13 protein-coding genes are annotated in these 16,250 nt (G+C 70.6%); 6 read left to right on the top strand and 7 right to left on the bottom strand.

Translation table 11 applies throughout. The annotated features are described in order from the left end of the window. The first annotated feature begins 188 nt into the window (after positions 1 to 188). The gene (locus ABZV34_RS29065; protein WP_356282869.1) at positions 189 to 2,708 is read left to right on the top strand and encodes a RelA/SpoT family protein; all 2,520 of its coding nucleotides are present in this window, start codon (positions 189 to 191) and stop codon (positions 2,706 to 2,708) included. An 85-nt stretch (positions 2,709 to 2,793) separates the two neighbouring features. Here the strand turns inward: ABZV34_RS29065 and ABZV34_RS29060 are convergent, their stop codons facing one another. Then, on the bottom strand, positions 2,794 to 4,023 hold the full coding sequence (locus ABZV34_RS29060; protein WP_356282866.1) for a DUF349 domain-containing protein: 1,230 nt from the start codon (positions 4,021 to 4,023) through the stop codon (positions 2,794 to 2,796). A gap of 135 nt (positions 4,024 to 4,158) precedes the next feature. Further along, positions 4,159 to 4,980 (bottom strand): peptidylprolyl isomerase, encoded by an 822-nt coding sequence (locus tag ABZV34_RS29055; RefSeq protein WP_356282863.1) that lies wholly within the window; start codon positions 4,978 to 4,980, stop codon positions 4,159 to 4,161. A 179-nt stretch (positions 4,981 to 5,159) separates the two neighbouring features. Between ABZV34_RS29055 and ABZV34_RS29050 the strand changes: the two genes are divergently transcribed. After that, positions 5,160 to 5,876: an MBL fold metallo-hydrolase gene (locus ABZV34_RS29050; RefSeq protein WP_356282860.1), complete on the top strand. Its 717-nt coding sequence runs from the start codon at positions 5,160 to 5,162 to the stop codon at positions 5,874 to 5,876. Between the two features lie 12 nt (positions 5,877 to 5,888). Beyond that, positions 5,889 to 7,151 carry a histidine--tRNA ligase gene (hisS, locus tag ABZV34_RS29045; RefSeq protein WP_356282857.1) on the top strand — a complete coding sequence of 421 codons (1,263 nt, stop codon included), beginning with the start codon at positions 5,889 to 5,891 and terminating at the stop codon, positions 7,149 to 7,151. A gap of 107 nt (positions 7,152 to 7,258) precedes the next feature. Here the strand turns inward: hisS and ABZV34_RS29040 are convergent, their stop codons facing one another. Genes ABZV34_RS29040 through ABZV34_RS29025 form a run of 4 tightly spaced genes read right to left on the bottom strand, consistent with a single transcriptional unit; the run spans position 7,259 to position 10,813 of the window. Beyond that, entirely contained in the window at positions 7,259 to 7,882 is a 624-nt protein-coding gene (locus tag ABZV34_RS29040) for a response regulator transcription factor (RefSeq protein WP_356282854.1), read from the bottom strand. Next, positions 7,879 to 9,108 carry a sensor histidine kinase gene (locus ABZV34_RS29035; protein WP_356282935.1) on the bottom strand — a complete coding sequence of 410 codons (1,230 nt, stop codon included), beginning with the start codon at positions 9,106 to 9,108 and terminating at the stop codon, positions 7,879 to 7,881. Before ABZV34_RS29035 ends, ABZV34_RS29040 begins: the two co-directional genes overlap by 4 nt. Beyond that, positions 9,105 to 9,950 (bottom strand): ABC transporter permease, encoded by an 846-nt coding sequence (locus ABZV34_RS29030; protein WP_356282851.1) that lies wholly within the window; start codon positions 9,948 to 9,950, stop codon positions 9,105 to 9,107. The genes ABZV34_RS29035 and ABZV34_RS29030 overlap by 4 nt, the downstream gene beginning before the upstream one ends. Continuing rightward, positions 9,947 to 10,813 (bottom strand): ABC transporter ATP-binding protein, encoded by an 867-nt coding sequence (locus ABZV34_RS29025; protein WP_356282848.1) that lies wholly within the window; start codon positions 10,811 to 10,813, stop codon positions 9,947 to 9,949. The genes ABZV34_RS29030 and ABZV34_RS29025 overlap by 4 nt, the downstream gene beginning before the upstream one ends. A gap of 138 nt (positions 10,814 to 10,951) precedes the next feature. On the opposite strand from ABZV34_RS29025, the gene ABZV34_RS29020 reads away from it, so the two are divergent. The 3 genes from ABZV34_RS29020 to rpsD all read left to right on the top strand — a co-directional run bounded on the left by ABZV34_RS29020 (position 10,952) and on the right by rpsD (position 13,942). Next, a complete protein-coding gene (locus ABZV34_RS29020; RefSeq protein ID WP_356282845.1) occupies positions 10,952 to 11,587 on the top strand; it encodes a vitamin K epoxide reductase family protein in 636 nt (211 codons plus the stop codon). Positions 11,588 to 11,631: 44 nt separating this feature from the next. Further along, complete coding sequence (locus ABZV34_RS29015) at positions 11,632 to 12,987, top strand: replication-associated recombination protein A (RefSeq protein WP_356282842.1); 1,356 nt, start codon at positions 11,632 to 11,634, stop codon at positions 12,985 to 12,987. 340 nt (positions 12,988 to 13,327) lie between these two features. Continuing rightward, positions 13,328 to 13,942 carry a 30S ribosomal protein S4 gene (gene rpsD, locus ABZV34_RS29010; RefSeq protein ID WP_217457101.1) on the top strand — a complete coding sequence of 205 codons (615 nt, stop codon included), beginning with the start codon at positions 13,328 to 13,330 and terminating at the stop codon, positions 13,940 to 13,942. Between the two features lie 33 nt (positions 13,943 to 13,975). On the opposite strand, the gene ABZV34_RS29005 is transcribed toward rpsD, so the two are convergent. After that, the gene (locus tag ABZV34_RS29005; protein ID WP_356282839.1) at positions 13,976 to 16,135 is read right to left on the bottom strand and encodes an AAA family ATPase; all 2,160 of its coding nucleotides are present in this window, start codon (positions 16,133 to 16,135) and stop codon (positions 13,976 to 13,978) included. Between the last annotated feature and the right edge of the window lie 115 nt (positions 16,136 to 16,250).

Raw genomic sequence — 16,250 nt, 5'->3', positions numbered from 1 at the left:
TTCAGGTAAGGCCTGGGACACCCGTGGGACACCGTCGGAGGCGGGCCCGGAGGAATCCGGTGCCCGCCTCTCGCGTTCCCCCTGTACGGGCCGTCCCCACGGCCCAGAGCGAGCCCGGCGCCCAGGATCGCTACCATGGGGTCTCCGGAGCCTGACCGGGGGACCCGGAACGCGCACGAGGAGCCCTCTTGCCAGACGAGGCCCAGCCACTCACCGCCGCCAAGCCCGAGCCCGCCCCGGGCGGCACGGACACGCCCGCGAAGAGCGCCGCTCCCGGGCCGGTCGAGCACGCCCAGTCCGCGCCCGACGACAAGGCGGCCGAGCAGCCCCGCCCCAAGCCGGCCCCTGCCGAGCGCGTGGCGAGCACCCCGGCGGTCCGTTCGGCCCCGAGTCAGCCCGCGCGCACCGGTGGCTCCTCCAACCGCGTCCGCGCCCGCCTGGCCCGGCTCGGCGTGCAGCGCTCGAACCCGTACAACCCGGTCCTGGAGCCCCTGCTGCGGATAGTGCGCAGCAACGACCCCAAGATCGAGACGGCCACGCTCCGCCAGGTCGAGAAGGCCTACCAGGTCGCCGAGCGCTGGCACCGCGGCCAGAAGCGCAAGAGCGGCGACCCGTACATCACGCACCCGCTCGCCGTCACCACCATCCTGGCCGAGCTGGGCATGGACCCGGCCACCCTGATGGCGGGTCTGCTGCACGACACCGTCGAGGACACCGAGTACGGCCTGGACACCCTCAAGCGCGACTTCGGCGACCAGGTCGCCCTGCTCGTCGACGGCGTGACCAAGCTGGACAAGGTCAAGTTCGGTGAGGCCGCGCAGGCCGAGACCGTGCGCAAGATGGTCGTCGCCATGGCCAAGGACCCGCGCGTCCTGGTCATCAAGCTCGCCGACCGCCTGCACAACATGCGCACGATGCGCTACCTCAAGCGTGAGAAGCAGGAGAAGAAGGCGCGCGAGACCCTGGAGATCTACGCGCCGCTCGCCCACCGCCTGGGCATGAACACCATCAAGTGGGAGCTGGAGGACCTCGCCTTCGCGATCCTCTACCCCAAGATGTACGACGAGATCGTGCGCCTGGTCGCCGAGCGCGCCCCCAAGCGCGACGAATACCTCGCCATAGTGACCGACGAGGTCCAGTCCGACCTGCGCGCCGCCCGGATCAAGGCGACCGTCACCGGCCGTCCGAAGCACTACTACAGCGTCTACCAGAAGATGATCGTCCGCGGCCGTGACTTCGCGGAGATCTACGACCTGGTGGGCATCCGTGTCCTCGTGGACACCGTCAGGGACTGCTACGCGGCCCTCGGCACCGTGCACGCGCGATGGAACCCGGTACCCGGCCGGTTCAAGGACTACATCGCGATGCCCAAGTTCAACATGTACCAGTCGCTGCACACCACGGTCATCGGGCCGAACGGCAAGCCGGTCGAACTCCAGATCCGTACGTTCGACATGCACCGCCGTGCCGAGTACGGCATCGCCGCGCACTGGAAGTACAAGCAGGAGCCCTCCGCCGGCGCTTCCAAGGTGCGCACGGACGCCCCGAAGAGCGTCAGCAAGGACAAGGACGCGGTCAACGACATGGCGTGGCTGCGCCAGTTGCTCGACTGGCAGAAGGAGACCGAGGACCCCAGCGAGTTCCTGGAGTCGCTGCGCTTCGACCTGTCCCGCAACGAGGTCTTCGTCTTCACGCCCAAGGGCGACGTCATAGCGCTCCCGGCGGGCGCGACTCCCGTGGACTTCGCCTACGCGGTCCACACGGAGGTCGGTCACCGCACGATAGGCGCCCGGGTCAACGGACGCCTCGTCCCCCTCGAATCGACCCTGGACAACGGCGATCTGGTGGAGGTCTTCACCTCCAAGGCGGCCGGCGCCGGACCCTCCCGCGACTGGCTCGGCTTCGTCAAGTCCCCGCGCGCCCGCAACAAGATCCGCGCCTGGTTCTCCAAGGAGCGCCGGGACGAGGCGATCGAGCAGGGCAAGGACGCCATCGCCCGCGCGATGCGCAAGCAGAACCTGCCGATCCAGCGCATCCTGACCGGCGACTCCCTGGTGACGCTCGCGCACGAGATGCGCTACCCCGACATCTCCTCGCTGTACGCGGCCATCGGCGAGGGCCATGTCGCCGCGCAGAGTGTCGTGCAGAAGCTGGTGCAGGCCCTCGGCGGCGAGGAGGCGGCCACCGAGGAGATCGACGAGAGCGTCCCGCCCGCCCACGGCCGCGGCCGCAAGCGGCGATCGAACGCCGACCCGGGTGTGGTCGTCAAGGGCGTCGACGACGTGTGGGTCAAGCTCGCGCGCTGCTGCACCCCGGTTCCCGGCGACCCCATCATCGGCTTCGTCACCCGGGGCAGCGGCGTCTCGGTCCACCGCAACGACTGCGTCAACGTGGAGTCCCTGTCGCGCGAGCCCGAGCGCATCCTCGAGGTGGAGTGGGCGCCCACCCAGTCCTCGGTGTTCCTGGTCGCCATCCAGGTGGAGGCCCTGGACCGCTCCCGGCTGCTCTCCGACGTCACCCGCGTCCTGTCCGACCAGCACGTCAACATCCTGTCCGCGGCCGTCCAGACCTCCCGCGACCGTGTGGCGACCTCGCGCTTCACCTTCGAGATGGGCGACCCCAAGCACCTGGGGCACGTCCTGAAGGCGGTACGGGGCGTGGAGGGCGTGTACGACGTGTACCGGGTGACCTCGGCACGCAGGCCCTAGCCGCTCGTCGGCATACGAAGAGGGGCTCCCGTACCGGTGTACGGGAGCCCCTCTTCGTATGCCCTGGTAAGAGGGCGACGGTCTGTCAGCCGCCGAACTCCTGCAGCCCCTTCAGCGCCTGCTCGAGCAGCGCCTGGCGGCCGTCGAGCTCCCGCTGGAGCTTGTCGGCCTTGGAGGTGTTGCCCGCGGAGCGCGCCGCCTCGATCTGGCCCTGGAGCTTGTCCACGGCGGCCTGCAACTGACCGGTCAGCCCCTCGGCACGCGCGCGTGCCTCCGGGTTGGTCCGGCGCCACTCGGCCTCCTCGGACTCCTGCAGGGCCCGCTCCACCGTGTGCATCCGGCCCTCGACCTTGGGCCGGATGTCACGCGGCACATGGCCGATGGCCTCCCAGCGCTCGTTGATCGAGCGGAAGGCGGCCCGGGCGGCCTTCAGATCCTGCACCGGGAGGAGCTTCTCGGCCTCCTCGACCAGCTCCTCCTTGAGCTTCAGGTTCTCCGACTGCTCCGCGTCCCGCTCGGCGAAGACCGAACCGCGCGCCGCGAAGAACACGTCCTGGGCGCCGCGGAAGCGGTTCCACAGGTCGTCCTCGTGCTCGCGCTGGGCGCGGCCCGCGGCCTTCCAGTCCGCCATCAGATCGCGGTAGCGCGCCGCCGTCGGACCCCAGTCCGACGAGGCGGACAGCGACTCGGCCTCCGCGACCAGCTTCTCCTTGATCTTGCGGGCGTCCTCGCGCTGCGCGTCCAGCGAGGCGAAGTGCGCCTTGCGGCGCTTGGAGAACGCCGAGCGCGCGTGCGAGAAACGGTGCCACAGCTCGTCGTCCGACTTGCGGTCGAGCCGCGGCAGCCCCTTCCACGTGTCCACCAGGGAACGCAGCCGCTCACCGGCCGCCCGCCACTGGTCGCTCTGCGCCAGCTCCTCCGCCTCGACGACGAGCGCCTCCTTGGAGTGCCGCGCCTCGTCGGACTGCTTCGCCCGCTGGACCTTGCGCTCCTCGCGGCGCGCGTCCACCGTCTCGACGAGCTTGTCCAGCCGTACCTTCAACGCCGCCAGATCGCCGACCGCGTGGTGGGCGTCCACCTGCGAGCGGATGTGGTCGATGGCGGTCTGGGCGTCCTTCGCCGACAGGTCGGTGGTCTTCACTCGCTTCTCGAGGAGGCCGATCTCCACAACCAGGCCTTCGTACTTGCGCTCGAAGTAGGCCAGCGCCTCATCAGGGGAGCCGGCCTGCCAGGAACCGACGACCTGCTCGCCGTCGGCCGTACGCACGTACACGGTCCCCGTCTCATCGACGCGGCCCCACGGGTCGCTGCTCACAGCGCCTCCTCCACATGATGCCTGCGAGGGCCTTCAGTGCCCCCGGGCATCGTCCACAGTTTCGTCACGGCCAACATAGGCGACCAGCACGGCGGCTGTCCGCATCCAGCGCGACCGAAATTCCGTAGTCGACGGTCAGGATTTCGTCACGGTCATCTTGTTGACCACGACCGTCGCGTTCGGCGCCCCGTCGCCCTGGCCTGTGCTCTCGCCGGCCGCGGCGATCTTCTTGAGGACCGTCAGACCGGACTTGGAAATAGTTCCGAACGGTGTGTAACTGGGCGGGAGCTGACTGTCCTGGTAGACGAGGAAGAACTGGCTGCCGCCGGTGTGCTTCTGGCCGGTGTTGGCCATCGCGACCGTGCCGGCCGGGTAGACGCCGCCCTTGAGGGATTTGTCCTTCAGGTTCTCGTCCGGGATCGTGTAGCCGGGGCCGCCGCTGCCGGTGCCCTTCGGGTCACCGCACTGCAGCACGTAGATGCCGTTCGTGGTGAGCCGGTGGCACTTCGTGTGGTCGAAGAAGCCCTTGTCCGCGAGGAAGCCGAAAGAGTTCACGGTGTGCGGAGCCGCCGCCGCGTTGAGCGCGATGTCCACGTCTCCGCAGGTCGTGGCCATCTTCATGGTGTAGTCCGCGGACTTGTCGATGGTCATCGCCGGCTCCTTCTTCCAGCTCAGCGACTTCACCGCGCCCTCGGCCGGCTTGTTGCACGGATCCGGCGCCTTGCTGGTCGGGGAGGCGCTCGGCGTGACCTCCGCGCCGGCGTTGGCCTTCTTGTCGTCGTTCTTGAAGACCCCGGTCGCGTACGACACCACACCGCCGACGACGACCACGCCGAGGACCGACGCGATCACCGTGTTCCGCGTGTGTGACTTGCGCCGCGCGGCCGTGCGCCGCTGCTGCTGCCGCAAGAACTTCTCCCGGGCGAGCTGACGCCGCCGCTGTTCCTGGGTGACCACCGGGTTATCTCCTCGTGCGTCTCGTACGTCAGTGGGACGCGTGCGTCTGTTGAGCCGATCGCGTGCGTGTGCCCCGTACCGTATATGGGTTGGCTGAGGAAACGGCAGCGCCGGTAGGCTCTGAGCCACAGCCGCCCGCTCCGTACGAGACATCGCGTACGCCATCCCGAAGGACGATCGTGCTCATTGCCGGGTTCCCCGCCGGGGCCTGGGCGACCAACTGTTACCTGGTCGCCCCCGCCGCGGGTGAGGAGTGCGTGATCATCGACCCGGGCCATCAGGCCACCCAGGGAGTCGAGGACGCGCTCAAGAAGCATCGGCTCAAGCCCGTCGCGGTCATCCTCACCCACGGCCACATCGACCACGTCGCCTCGGTCGTCCCGGTGTGCGGAGCGCACGGGGTACCGGCGTGGATCCACCCCGAGGACCGGTACATGATGAGCGACCCCGAGAAGGCGCTCGGCCGGTCCATCGGGATGCCGCTGATGGGTGAGCTGACGGTGGGTGAGCCGGACGACGTCAAGGAGCTGGCCGACGGTGTCGGACTCGAACTGGCCGGTCTGGAGCTGTCCGTCGCGCACGCGCCCGGTCATACCAAGGGGTCGGTGACCTTCCGGATGCCCGAGAGCGCGGACGTCCCGTCCGTGTTCTTCTCCGGGGATCTGCTGTTCGCCGGCTCCATCGGACGCACCGACCTGCCCGGCGGTGACATGGACGAGATGCTCGGTTCGCTGGCCCGCGTGTGCCTGCCGCTCGACGACTCGACCGTGGTGCTGTCGGGGCACGGTCCCCAGACCAGCATCGGCCAGGAGCGCGCCACCAACCCGTACCTGCGGCAGGTGGCGGCAGACCGTCAAGAGCCCGGCCCGCGGCCGGCTCCCCGACGAGGAATGTGACGAGAGACCTTCGTGAGCACCTTCAAGGCCCCCAAGGGCACCTACGACCTGATCCCGCCGGACAGCGCGACGTACCTCGCGGTCCGAGAGGCCATCGCGGCGCCGCTGCGCAACTCCGGCTACGGCTACATCGAGACGCCCGGCTTCGAGAGCGTCGAACTGTTCGCGCGCGGGGTCGGTGAGTCCACCGACATCGTGACCAAGGAGATGTACGCCTTCGAGACCAAGGGCGGCGACCGGCTGGCGCTGCGCCCCGAGGGCACCGCGTCCGTGCTGCGCGCCGCGCTCGAGGCGAACCTGCACAAGCTCGGAAACCTCCCCGTGAAGCTCTGGTACTCCGGCTCGTACTACCGCTACGAGCGTCCCCAGAAGGGCCGTTACCGCCACTTCTCACAGGTCGGTGCCGAGGCCATCGGCGCGGAGGACCCGGCGCTCGACGCCGAGCTGATCATCCTGGCGGACCAGGCGTACCGGTCGCTCGGACTGAGGAACTTCCGGATCCTCCTCAACTCGCTCGGCGACAAGGAGTGCCGTCCGGTGTACCGGGCCGCGCTCCAGGACTTCCTGCGCGGTCTCGAACTCGACGAGGACACCCTCCGCCGGGCCGATATCAACCCCCTGCGGGTCCTCGACGACAAGCGTGACGACGTGCAGAAGCAGCTGGTCGGCGCGCCGCTCCTGCGCGACTTCCTGTGCGACGCGTGCAAGGCGTACCACGAGGAGGTGCGCGAGCTGCTCACGGCCGCGGGCGTGGTCTTCGAGGACGACGGCAAGCTGGTGCGCGGTCTGGACTACTACACCCGCACCACCTTCGAGTTCGTCCACGACGGTCTCGGCTCGCAGTCCGCGGTGGGCGGCGGCGGCCGCTACGACGGTCTCTCCGAGATGATCGGCGGCCCCGAACTGCCGTCGGTCGGCTGGGCGCTGGGCGTCGACCGTACGGTGCTGGCGCTGGAGGCCGAGGGAGTGGAGCTCGAACTCCCCGCGTCCACCAGCGTGTTCGCGGTGCCGCTGGGGGAGGAGGCCCGCCGGGTGCTCTTCGCCAAGGTCACGGAGCTGCGCAAGCTGGGGATCGCCGCCGACTTCTCGTACGGCGGCAAGGGGCTCAAGGGCGCGATGAAGAACGCGAACCGGTCCGGGGCGCGCTACACGATCGTCGCCGGTGAGCGGGATCTCGCCGAGGGCGTGGTGCAGCTCAAGGACATGGAGTCCGGCGAGCAGACCGCCGTCGGCGTCAACGAGATCGTGGCCGAACTCGAGGTCCGGCTCGGCTGAGCGTGCCTCCCGCCCCCGTCCGCCCTGCCGTGAGGCGACCCTCCCGGTGCGGGCGGCGGGGGCGGTCCGCTCCTCCCGTGCCGCCGGGCGTTCGAGGAGGGGCCAGGTCAGTCCAGGAAGCCGAAGCGCATCGCGCTCGTGACCGCCGCCGTGCGGTCGTCGACTCCCAGCTTGCCGAAGACCCGCAGCAGATGGGTCTTCACCGTGGACTCGCCGATGAACAGCCGGCGCCCGATCTCGGCGTTCGTGCACCCCTCCGCCACCAGCCGCAGCACCGCGGTCTCCCGCTCCGACAGCCGAGGCCGCTCCGGCTTCGTACGGAGCCGGTCCACGAGCCGGGCGGCGACGGTCGGCGCCAGCACCGTCTCGCCCCGGGCCGCGGCCCGCACGGCGTCGGCCAGCTCCCCACGGGGCAGGTCCTTCAGCAGATACCCCGCGGCACCGGCCTCGACCGCCCGCAGGATGTCCCGGTCCGTCTCGTACGTCGTCAGCACGATCACCCGGCAGGGCAGCCCCGCCTCGGTCATCCGGACGATCGAGTCGACGCCCCCGCCCCCGGGCATCCGCAGGTCCATCAGCACGATGTCGGGGCCCAACTCCGCGGCCAGCGCCTCCGCCTGGGGCCCACTGGACGCGTCGGCGACCACGTCCAGATCGGGTTCGGCGCTGAGCATCGCGCGCAGCCCCTCGCGTACCACGGGATGGTCGTCGGCGAGGACGATGCGGATCACGGGGTGCTCCTCTCAGGGGGTACCGGAAGCTCGACGGTCACGGTCGTACCGTCCCCGGGCGCACTGCGCACCGACGCCGTGCCGCCCACCTCCGCGGCGCGGGCGCGCAGCCCCGCGAGACCGTAGCCGTCGGCCGGTGCGGCGGTGTCGAAGCCGCAGCCGTCGTCCCGGACGGAGAGGGTCAGCACGTCGACGGCGTAGGCCAGCGCGACGGCGACATCCGGCGAACCCCCCGCGTGCTTACGGGCGTTGGCCAACGCCTCCTGACAGGAGCGCAGCACGACCACCTCCGGTCCCGCGGGCAGCGCGCGCACCGGACCGGTCACGTCGACCGTGGCGTCGTGACGTGCGGCGAGCCGGCGCAGCGCGTCCGGCAGCGAGGCGCCGTCGAGGTCGGCGGGGGCGCCGCCGGCGACCAGGGCGCGCGCCTCGGCGAGGTTCTGCCGCGCCGTCTCCGCCATCAGGGACAGATGGCGGCGGGCCCGCGGCAGGTCGTGGTCGAGCTCCGCCTCGACCGCCTGGACGAGCATCAGCAGGCTGGTGAAGCCCTGCGCGAGCGTGTCGTGGATCTCCCGGGAGAACCGCTCCCGCTCGGCCAGCGCGCCGTGCGCGGCCGAGAGCCGGGACAGCTCGTGCCGGCTGACGTCCAGCTCGGCGATGAGCGCGGCCCGATCCTGGCTCTGTTCGATGACCCGGATGGTCCAGCTGCCGACGGCCGCCGAGAAGACGAGGGTGACCACGGCGAAGAGCGAGTTGAAGAACACCTCCTGGCCGGCGGGCCGCCACAGCAGCGCCCAGCCCACCACCGGCGCGACGTTGATGACGCTCATCGCCGCCAGCGCCCAGCGCAGCCGCAGCGCCATGAAGCACTGCGGCACGAGCGCGAAGGTCATCAGCCGGGTCTCCCCGACGAGTATCGCCGAGGGCAGGAACAGCGTCATCGCCCCGGCGAGATAGCCGAGGGCCCGTCGCTCGGCGGGCGGGTCGTCGCCCAGGACGGGGCGGCCCACCACCACGTACCAGGGAATGAGCGGGACGAGCAGCGCGGCCGCGACGACCCGTGGGCACCAGCCCGGATGTCCCGTGCCGAGCACGAACACCAGGGTGGCCACCCACACGGTCGCGAAGTACGAGTCCCAGAGACGGAACGAGCGGTCCCAGGTGTACGACCCCTTGGTCCCGCTCGCACCGCCCGCCGCGCCCGTACCGCCCGGCGGGTGGGTCACCCGTCGCGCCGGTTCTTCCAGCGGAAGGTCAGCAGACACAGCACCAATCCTCCGACGCACCAGGCCCCCAGCACCAGGGCGATCCGCCCGAACTCCCAGGCGCCCGCCTGTTCCAGGACCTTCGCCGACTCCGGCAGGAAGACCCCGCGCAGCCCCTGGCACATCCACTTCAGCGGGAACAGGGCGCCTATGTTCAGCATCCAGTCGGGGATCGTGTCGATGGCGATGTACACCCCGGAGATGAACTGCAGCACCAGGAAGGGGAGGACGACCACGGAGGTGGCGCTCTTGCCCGACTTGGGGACCGAACTGACCGCGATGCCGAGCAGGGCGCACGCGGTCAGACCGAGGACGAATATCCAGCCGAACTCGGCCCACCTGCCCACGTCCGAGGGGAGTTTCACGTCGTACAGCGTCGTTCCCACCAGGAGCAGGATCGCCGTCTCCAGGAGACCGGTGACCAGGACCAGCCAGATCTTGCCCAGGAAGTACGCGGCCGGGGGCATCGGCGTGCCGCGCAGCCGGCGCAGCACCTTCTCGTCGCGTTCGATGGCGATCGAGATGCCGAGGGACTGGAAACTGGTGGACATGATGCCCGCGGCCATCATCGCGGGGACGTACAGCTGCGAGGCGGTGATGCCCGCACCCCGCACGTCGTCGCTGAAGATCGAGGCGAAGAGGAACAGGAAGACGACCGGGAAGGCGAAGGTGAACACCACCTGGTCGCGCTGGCGGAAGAACTGCCTGATCTCCAGGACACCACGCCGCAGGCCGAGGCCCCAGGCGCCGGGGAGGGGGCCGGTACCGGTCTTGTCGCGGGATCGTACGGCGGTCGTGGTCATCGCGCGTTCTCCTGTCCGGTCAGGCGGAGATAGACGTCCTCCAGGGTGGGGCGGGTCACCGTCAGCCCCGGGATCTCGCCGTCGAAGCGGCGGGTGAGCTCCGCGACGGTGCGGGTGGGGGTGTCGGTGTGCTCGGCACGGGGGGTGCCGTCGGCCTCCGTCCACCGGACGGTCGCCCCGGTGCCGAAGCGCTCGCGCAGCGCGGCGGGCTCGCCCTGGGCGACGACCCGCCCGCGCGCGACCACGGCGAGCCGGTGCGCGAGTGCCTCCGCCTCCTCCAGGTAGTGGGTGGTGAGCAGGATGGTGGTGCCCTCGTCGGCCAGCTTCCTGATCAGGTCCCAGAACTGGCGGCGCGCGGCCGGGTCGAAGCCGGTGGTCGGCTCGTCCAGGAGCAGCAGCTCGGGGCCGCCGATCACACCGAGCGCCACGTCCAGCCGCCTGCGCTGACCGCCCGAGAGCGCCTTGATCCGGCTGTCCGCCTTCGCTTCCAGACCGACCAGGCCGATGACCTCCTCGGGGTCGCGGGGCCTCGGGTAGTAGCGGGCGAAATGCCGTACGGTCTCGCGCACCGTCAACTCGGCGGGCGCGGATTCGTCCTGCCAGACGATGCCGACCCGAGAGCGCCAGGCGCGCGTCCCCGTCGCCGGGTCCGAGCCCAGGACGGAGACCTCGCCCGCGTCCCTGGCGCGGTTGCCCTGGAGGATCTCCACCGTCGTGCTCTTGCCCGCGCCGTTGGGTCCGAGCAGGCCGAACACCTCGCCCCGGCGGATTCCGAGGTCGACACCGTCGACGGCGGTCACGTCGCCGTACCGCTTGCGCAGCCCGCGTACGTCCACCGCGAGCTCTTCCGCGTGTGTTGTCATGGCCCCGAGCTTCCCCCCGAACCGAACGTTCCGGGACGACCGCGCGTACCTCCTTATGTCCATCGAACGGTGGACACACCCGCGGGTACGGCACAATGTCCGTGCCCGCAGGCCCTTCGAAGCTACGGAAACGGCGTGATGAGCAAGACGACAGTCAAGGACGTCTCCACCGAACCGGAACGCGTCGACGGTCCCCGGACGGCCGGCGGCAGCCGTGCGCTCGCCCTGTTGCTGGTGATCACCGGTGCGGCCGGTCTGCTCGCCGCGTGGGTCATCACGATCGACAAGTTCAAGCTGCTGGAGAACCCGAACTTCGTGCCGGGGTGCAGCCTGAACCCGGTCGTCTCCTGCGGCAACATCATGAAGAGCGCGCAGGCCTCGGCCTTCGGGTTCCCCAACCCGATGCTGGGCCTGGTGGCGTACGGCATCGTGATCTGCGTCGGGGTGAGCCTGCTGGCGCGGGCCGCCTTCCCGCGCTGGTACTGGCTGACCTTCAACGCCGGCACCCTCTTCGGCGTCGGATTCTGCACCTGGCTGCAGTTCCAGTCGCTGTACCGCATCAACTCGCTGTGCCTGTGGTGCTCGCTGGCCTGGGTCGCCACGATCATCATGTTCTGGTACGTGACCTCGTTCAACGTACGCAACAGCTTCCTGCCCGCCCCGCGCCTGCTGAAGAGCTTCTTCGGCGAGTTCACCTGGGTCCTGCCGGTCGTGCACATCGGCATCATCGGCATGCTGATCCTGACCCGCTGGTGGGACTTCTGGACGAGCTGACAGCGCCGAGGGGATTGTCAGTGGGGTGACATAGGGTTTCGTCCGTGGAGCCCGACCTGTTCACCGCCGCAGCCGAAGAACGCCAGGAGAAGGACCCCTCCGGGAGCCCCCTGGCCGTCCGGATGCGCCCGCGCACCCTCGACGAGGTCGTGGGCCAGCAGCATCTGCTGAAGCCGGGTTCACCCCTGCGCAGACTGGTCGGCGAGAGCGGCGGCGGCCCCGCCGGACCGTCCTCCGTGATCCTCTGGGGCCCGCCCGGCACCGGCAAGACGACCCTGGCGTACGTGGTCTCCAAGGCCACCGACAAGCGCTTCGTGGAGCTCTCCGCGATCACCGCGGGCGTCAAGGAAGTGCGCGCCGTCATCGAGAGCGCCCGCCGCGCCACCGGCGGCTTCGGCAAGGAGACCGTCCTCTTCCTGGACGAGATCCACCGTTTCAGCAAGGCCCAGCAGGACTCCCTGCTCCCGGCCGTCGAGAACCGCTGGGTGACCCTCATCGCGGCGACCACCGAGAACCCGTACTTCTCGGTGATCTCCCCCCTGCTTTCCCGTTCCCTCCTGCTCACCCTCGAACCGCTCACCGACGACGACCTGCGCGGACTGCTGCGCCGGGCGCTCACCCACGAGCGCGGTCTCAAGGAATCCGTCACCCTCCCCGAGGACACCGAGCGGCATCTGATGCGGATCGCCGGCGGTGACGCCCGCCGCGCCCTGACCGCCCTGGAGGCCGCGGCGGGGTCCGCGCTGGACAAGGGCGAGCCGGAGATCACCCTCCAGACCCTGGAGGAGACCGTCGACCGCGCCGCGGTGACGTACGACCGCGACGGCGACCAGCACTACGACGTGGCGAGCGCCCTCATCAAGTCCATCCGCGGCTCGGACGTGGACGCCGCGCTGCACTACCTGGCCCGGATGATCGAGGCCGGCGAGGACCCCCGCTTCATCGCCCGCCGGCTCATGATCTCCGCCAGCGAGGACATCGGCCTGGCCGATCCGCACGCGCTGCCGACAGCCGTCGCCGCCGCCCAGGCCGTCGCCATGATCGGCTTCCCCGAGGCCGCGCTCACCCTGAGCCACGCCACCATCGCCCTGGCCCTGGCACCGAAGTCCAACGCCGCGACGACGGCGATCGGCGCCGCCATGGAGGACGTACGCAAGGGCCACGCGGGCCCGGTGCCGATGCACCTGCGCGACGGGCACTACAAGGGCGCGGCCAAGCTCGGTCACGCCCAGGGGTACGTGTACCCGCACGACCTGCCCGAGGGCATCGCGGCCCAGCAGTACGCCCCGGAGGAGCTCAGGGACCGGGAGTACTACACGCCGACCCGGCACGGCACGGAGGCGCGCTACGCGGACGCGGTGGAGTGGACCCGCAAGCAGCTCGGTCGAGGGCGGTCCTGACCACCCTGTAGGATGACCCGAAGCGCTGCGTCCCGTGTCCGGCTCCGGTCGGCACCACCAGAACGGGACATTCAGCCGGAGCCCCCGCCTCCACGGGGGGATTCCAGGAGCGTCGCGCACCGTCGAAGGTGTCGCGGGCAACCCACCACCACCCGGATTCCCGGGACCGGTCGGTGGGTCACTCGCGTGCTGCACGTATGTGCCCAGACCCAGGAGCGGCTGCCCGCCCCGTCCGCGTGGATCCTCACGTCGGCGAGGAGGGTTTCCCGGGCTGCGGATTGCGACCTCCTCTAACCCTGGTGAAGCCGTATTCGCATCAGAGACATGAGGTGTTTGGTTCATGCCGAACCAGTCCCGCCCCAAGGTCAAGAAGTCGCGTGCCCTCGGCATCGCGCTGACCCCGAAGGCCGTCAAGTACTTCGAGGCCCGCCCCTACCCGCCGGGCGAGCACGGCCGCGGCCGCAAGCAGAACTCGGACTACAAGGTCCGTCTGCTGGAGAAGCAGCGTCTGCGCGCGCAGTACGACGTGTCCGAGCGCCAGCTCGTCCGCGCCTACGAGCGTGCCGCCAAGACGCAGGGCAAGACCGGTGAGGCCCTGGTCATCGAGCTCGAGCGCCGTCTCGACGCGCTGGTGCTGCGTTCGGGCATCGCCCGCACGATCTACCAGGCCCGCCAGATGGTCGTCCACGGCCACATCGAGGTCAACGGTGGCAAGGTCGACAAGCCGTCGTTCCGTGTCCGTCCCGACGACGTCGTGATGGTCCGCGAGCGCAGCCGCAGCAAGACGCTGTTCGAGGTCGCCCGCGCCGGTGGGTTCGCCCCCGACGGCGAGACCCCGCGCTACCTCCAGGTGAACCTCGGCGCCCTGGCGTTCCGCCTGGACCGCGAGCCGAACCGCAAGGAGATCCCGGTGATCTGCGACGAGCAGCTCGTCGTCGAGTACTACGCCCGCTGATCGTCATCCCGCGGACGTAGCACCACCAGCGCGTCAGCCCGTCGTCCCGCCGCCCTTCGAGGTGTGCGAGACGGCGGGCTGCTGCGTGTCCGGGGCCGGCCTGCGCGGTGCGGGCACCGCGCCCGGCGGCCGCTGTCCTGGCCGCCGCAGCGCCCGCGCCACCGCCGCCTCCCGCCCGAGCCGCTCCCCGGCCCGTACGCACTCCTCGTAGCCTTCGTCGCCCAGCTGTTCCCGGGCGTCCGCCTCGCACCGCTCGTGCGGCACGTTGTAGTAGGCCGAACCGAACAGCGGCAGCCCCACCGACGGCCACAGCCGGGCCGCGGCACCCTGGAGCACCGCGGCCTCGGCCGGATCACCCTGCACCGTGGTGACGAGCGCGAGCAGTTCCAGCGCGAGGACCGTGCCGAGCAGGTCGTGGAAGGTGTGCGCGATGTCCAGGCACCGGACCAGGAGTTCCCCGGCGCGCGCCGGATCACCCGCTGCGAGGGCCTCGTACGCCAGCACGTACAGCGCGTACGCCAGCGCCCAGCGCTCCCCGTGGTCCTCGCACACCCGGCGGACGTCCTCGCACAGCCTCACCGCGGCCGGCAGGTCGCCCTGGAACGCCAGCGCCATCGCCAGCTCGACCTGCCCCATCAGCACGTTGCTGTTGAGCTCACCGATCTCGTGATAACGGTCGAGCGCCGAGCGCAGCAGGGTCTCCGCCCGCCGCATGTCGTCGCCTACCAGCGCGAGACAGCCGGCGCGGTGCTCGGCATAGGCGAGGGCGGTGGGGTTACCGGTGCGCAGCGCCTCCTCGCGGCACTCCTGGAGCGCGGTCAGCGCGGACACCGTGTCGCCCTGCAGGATCGCCACATAGCCGAGCACCCACAGGGCCTTGAGCCGCGACTGGTCACGGTCGCTGTCGAGTTCCACGCCGCGTTCCAGCCAGTGCCGCCCCTCCGCCAGCCGGCCGCAGCCCACCCAGTAGAACCACAGGCTGCCCGCGAGGTACTGGCCCAGATGCGTCTCACCCGGCTCGGTCAGGCAGTACTCCAGGGCGCGGCGCAGATTCGGCAGCTCCGCCTCGACCCGCGCGGCCACCTCGGCCTGCCGCGGTGAGAACCAGTCCAGCTCGCACCAGGTCGCAAGTCCCATGTACCAGTCGCGGTGGCGGCGGCGCAGCCGTTCCGCGTCCCCCGACGCCGCCAGCCAGTCCGCGCCGTACGCCCGGACCGAGTCAAGCATCCGGTAGCGCGGACCCGCGGGCGTCTCCTCGCGGGCCAGCACGGACTGCGCGAGCAGCGCACCGAGCACGTCGAGGACGTGGTCGGCGTGCAGCCCGTCGCCGCCGCACACGTACTCGGCGGCCTCCAGATCGAACCGGCCGGCGAACACCGAGAGCCGTGACCACAGCAGCCGCTCCTCGGACGTGCACAGTTCATGGCTCCAGCCGATCGCCGTACGCAGGGTCCGGTGCCGGGGCAGAGCGTCCCGCCCGCCACCCGTCAGCAACCGGAAGCGGTCCTCGAGACGGGAGAGCAGCTGGGCGGGGGAGAGGGCGCTCAGCCGGCCCGCGGCCAGCTCGACGGCGAGCGGGATCCCGTCGAGACGGCGGCACAGCTCCCGTACGTCCGACCGGTTGCCGTCGTCCAGCGCGAACCCGGGGACCCGGGCCGCCGCCCGCTCCTCGAAGAGTTCCACGGCCTCCGCGTCGCCCAGTGGCGCCAGCGGGAACAGCCGTTCGCCCTCGATCTCCAGCGGCCTGCGCCCCACCGCGAGCACCCGCAGCCCGGGTGTGTGCCGCAGAAGCTCGCCCACCAGTGCGGCACACGCGTCCACCAGATGCTCGAACCCGTCGACGACGAGGAGGAGTTGGCGCCCGGCGAGTCGGTCGAGCAGGAGTTCGCGCGGCGCCCGCGACGTCTGGTCCGTCAGGCCGAGGGACTCCACGACCGCGTACGAGACGAGGTCCGGATCCCGTACGGCGGCCAGCTCCACCCGCCACGCCCCGTCCGCGCGCGCCGCCGTCCGCGCGGCGAGGCGCGACTTGCCGACGCCGCCCACGCCGGTCACCGTGACCAGCCGGGACCCCTCCAGCGCCTCGGTCAGCCGCGTGAGTTCGGCCGAGCGGCCGACGAACGCGTCGAGTTCCAGGGGCAGATTGCCGCGCGGCGTGCCGTCGGTGGGCCGGGGCCGGTCAAAATGCTGCATGGGACACGGAGAGTACTGACATGTATGCGTTCCGTACAATCGCTTCGCGCAACTCCGGCCCCCTCGGCCGTTAATGCGGTACGGGGCGACGGCCCCGGCGCGATAGGCTCGGGGG

It is taken from the genome of Streptomyces sp. NPDC005195 (assembly GCF_040608315.1).
Taxonomy (GTDB): Bacteria; Actinomycetota; Actinomycetes; order Streptomycetales; family Streptomycetaceae; genus Streptomyces; species Streptomyces kaempferi.
Note: the sequence above shows the minus strand (reverse complement) of the source record. Positions and strands in the feature narration are given on the sequence as shown.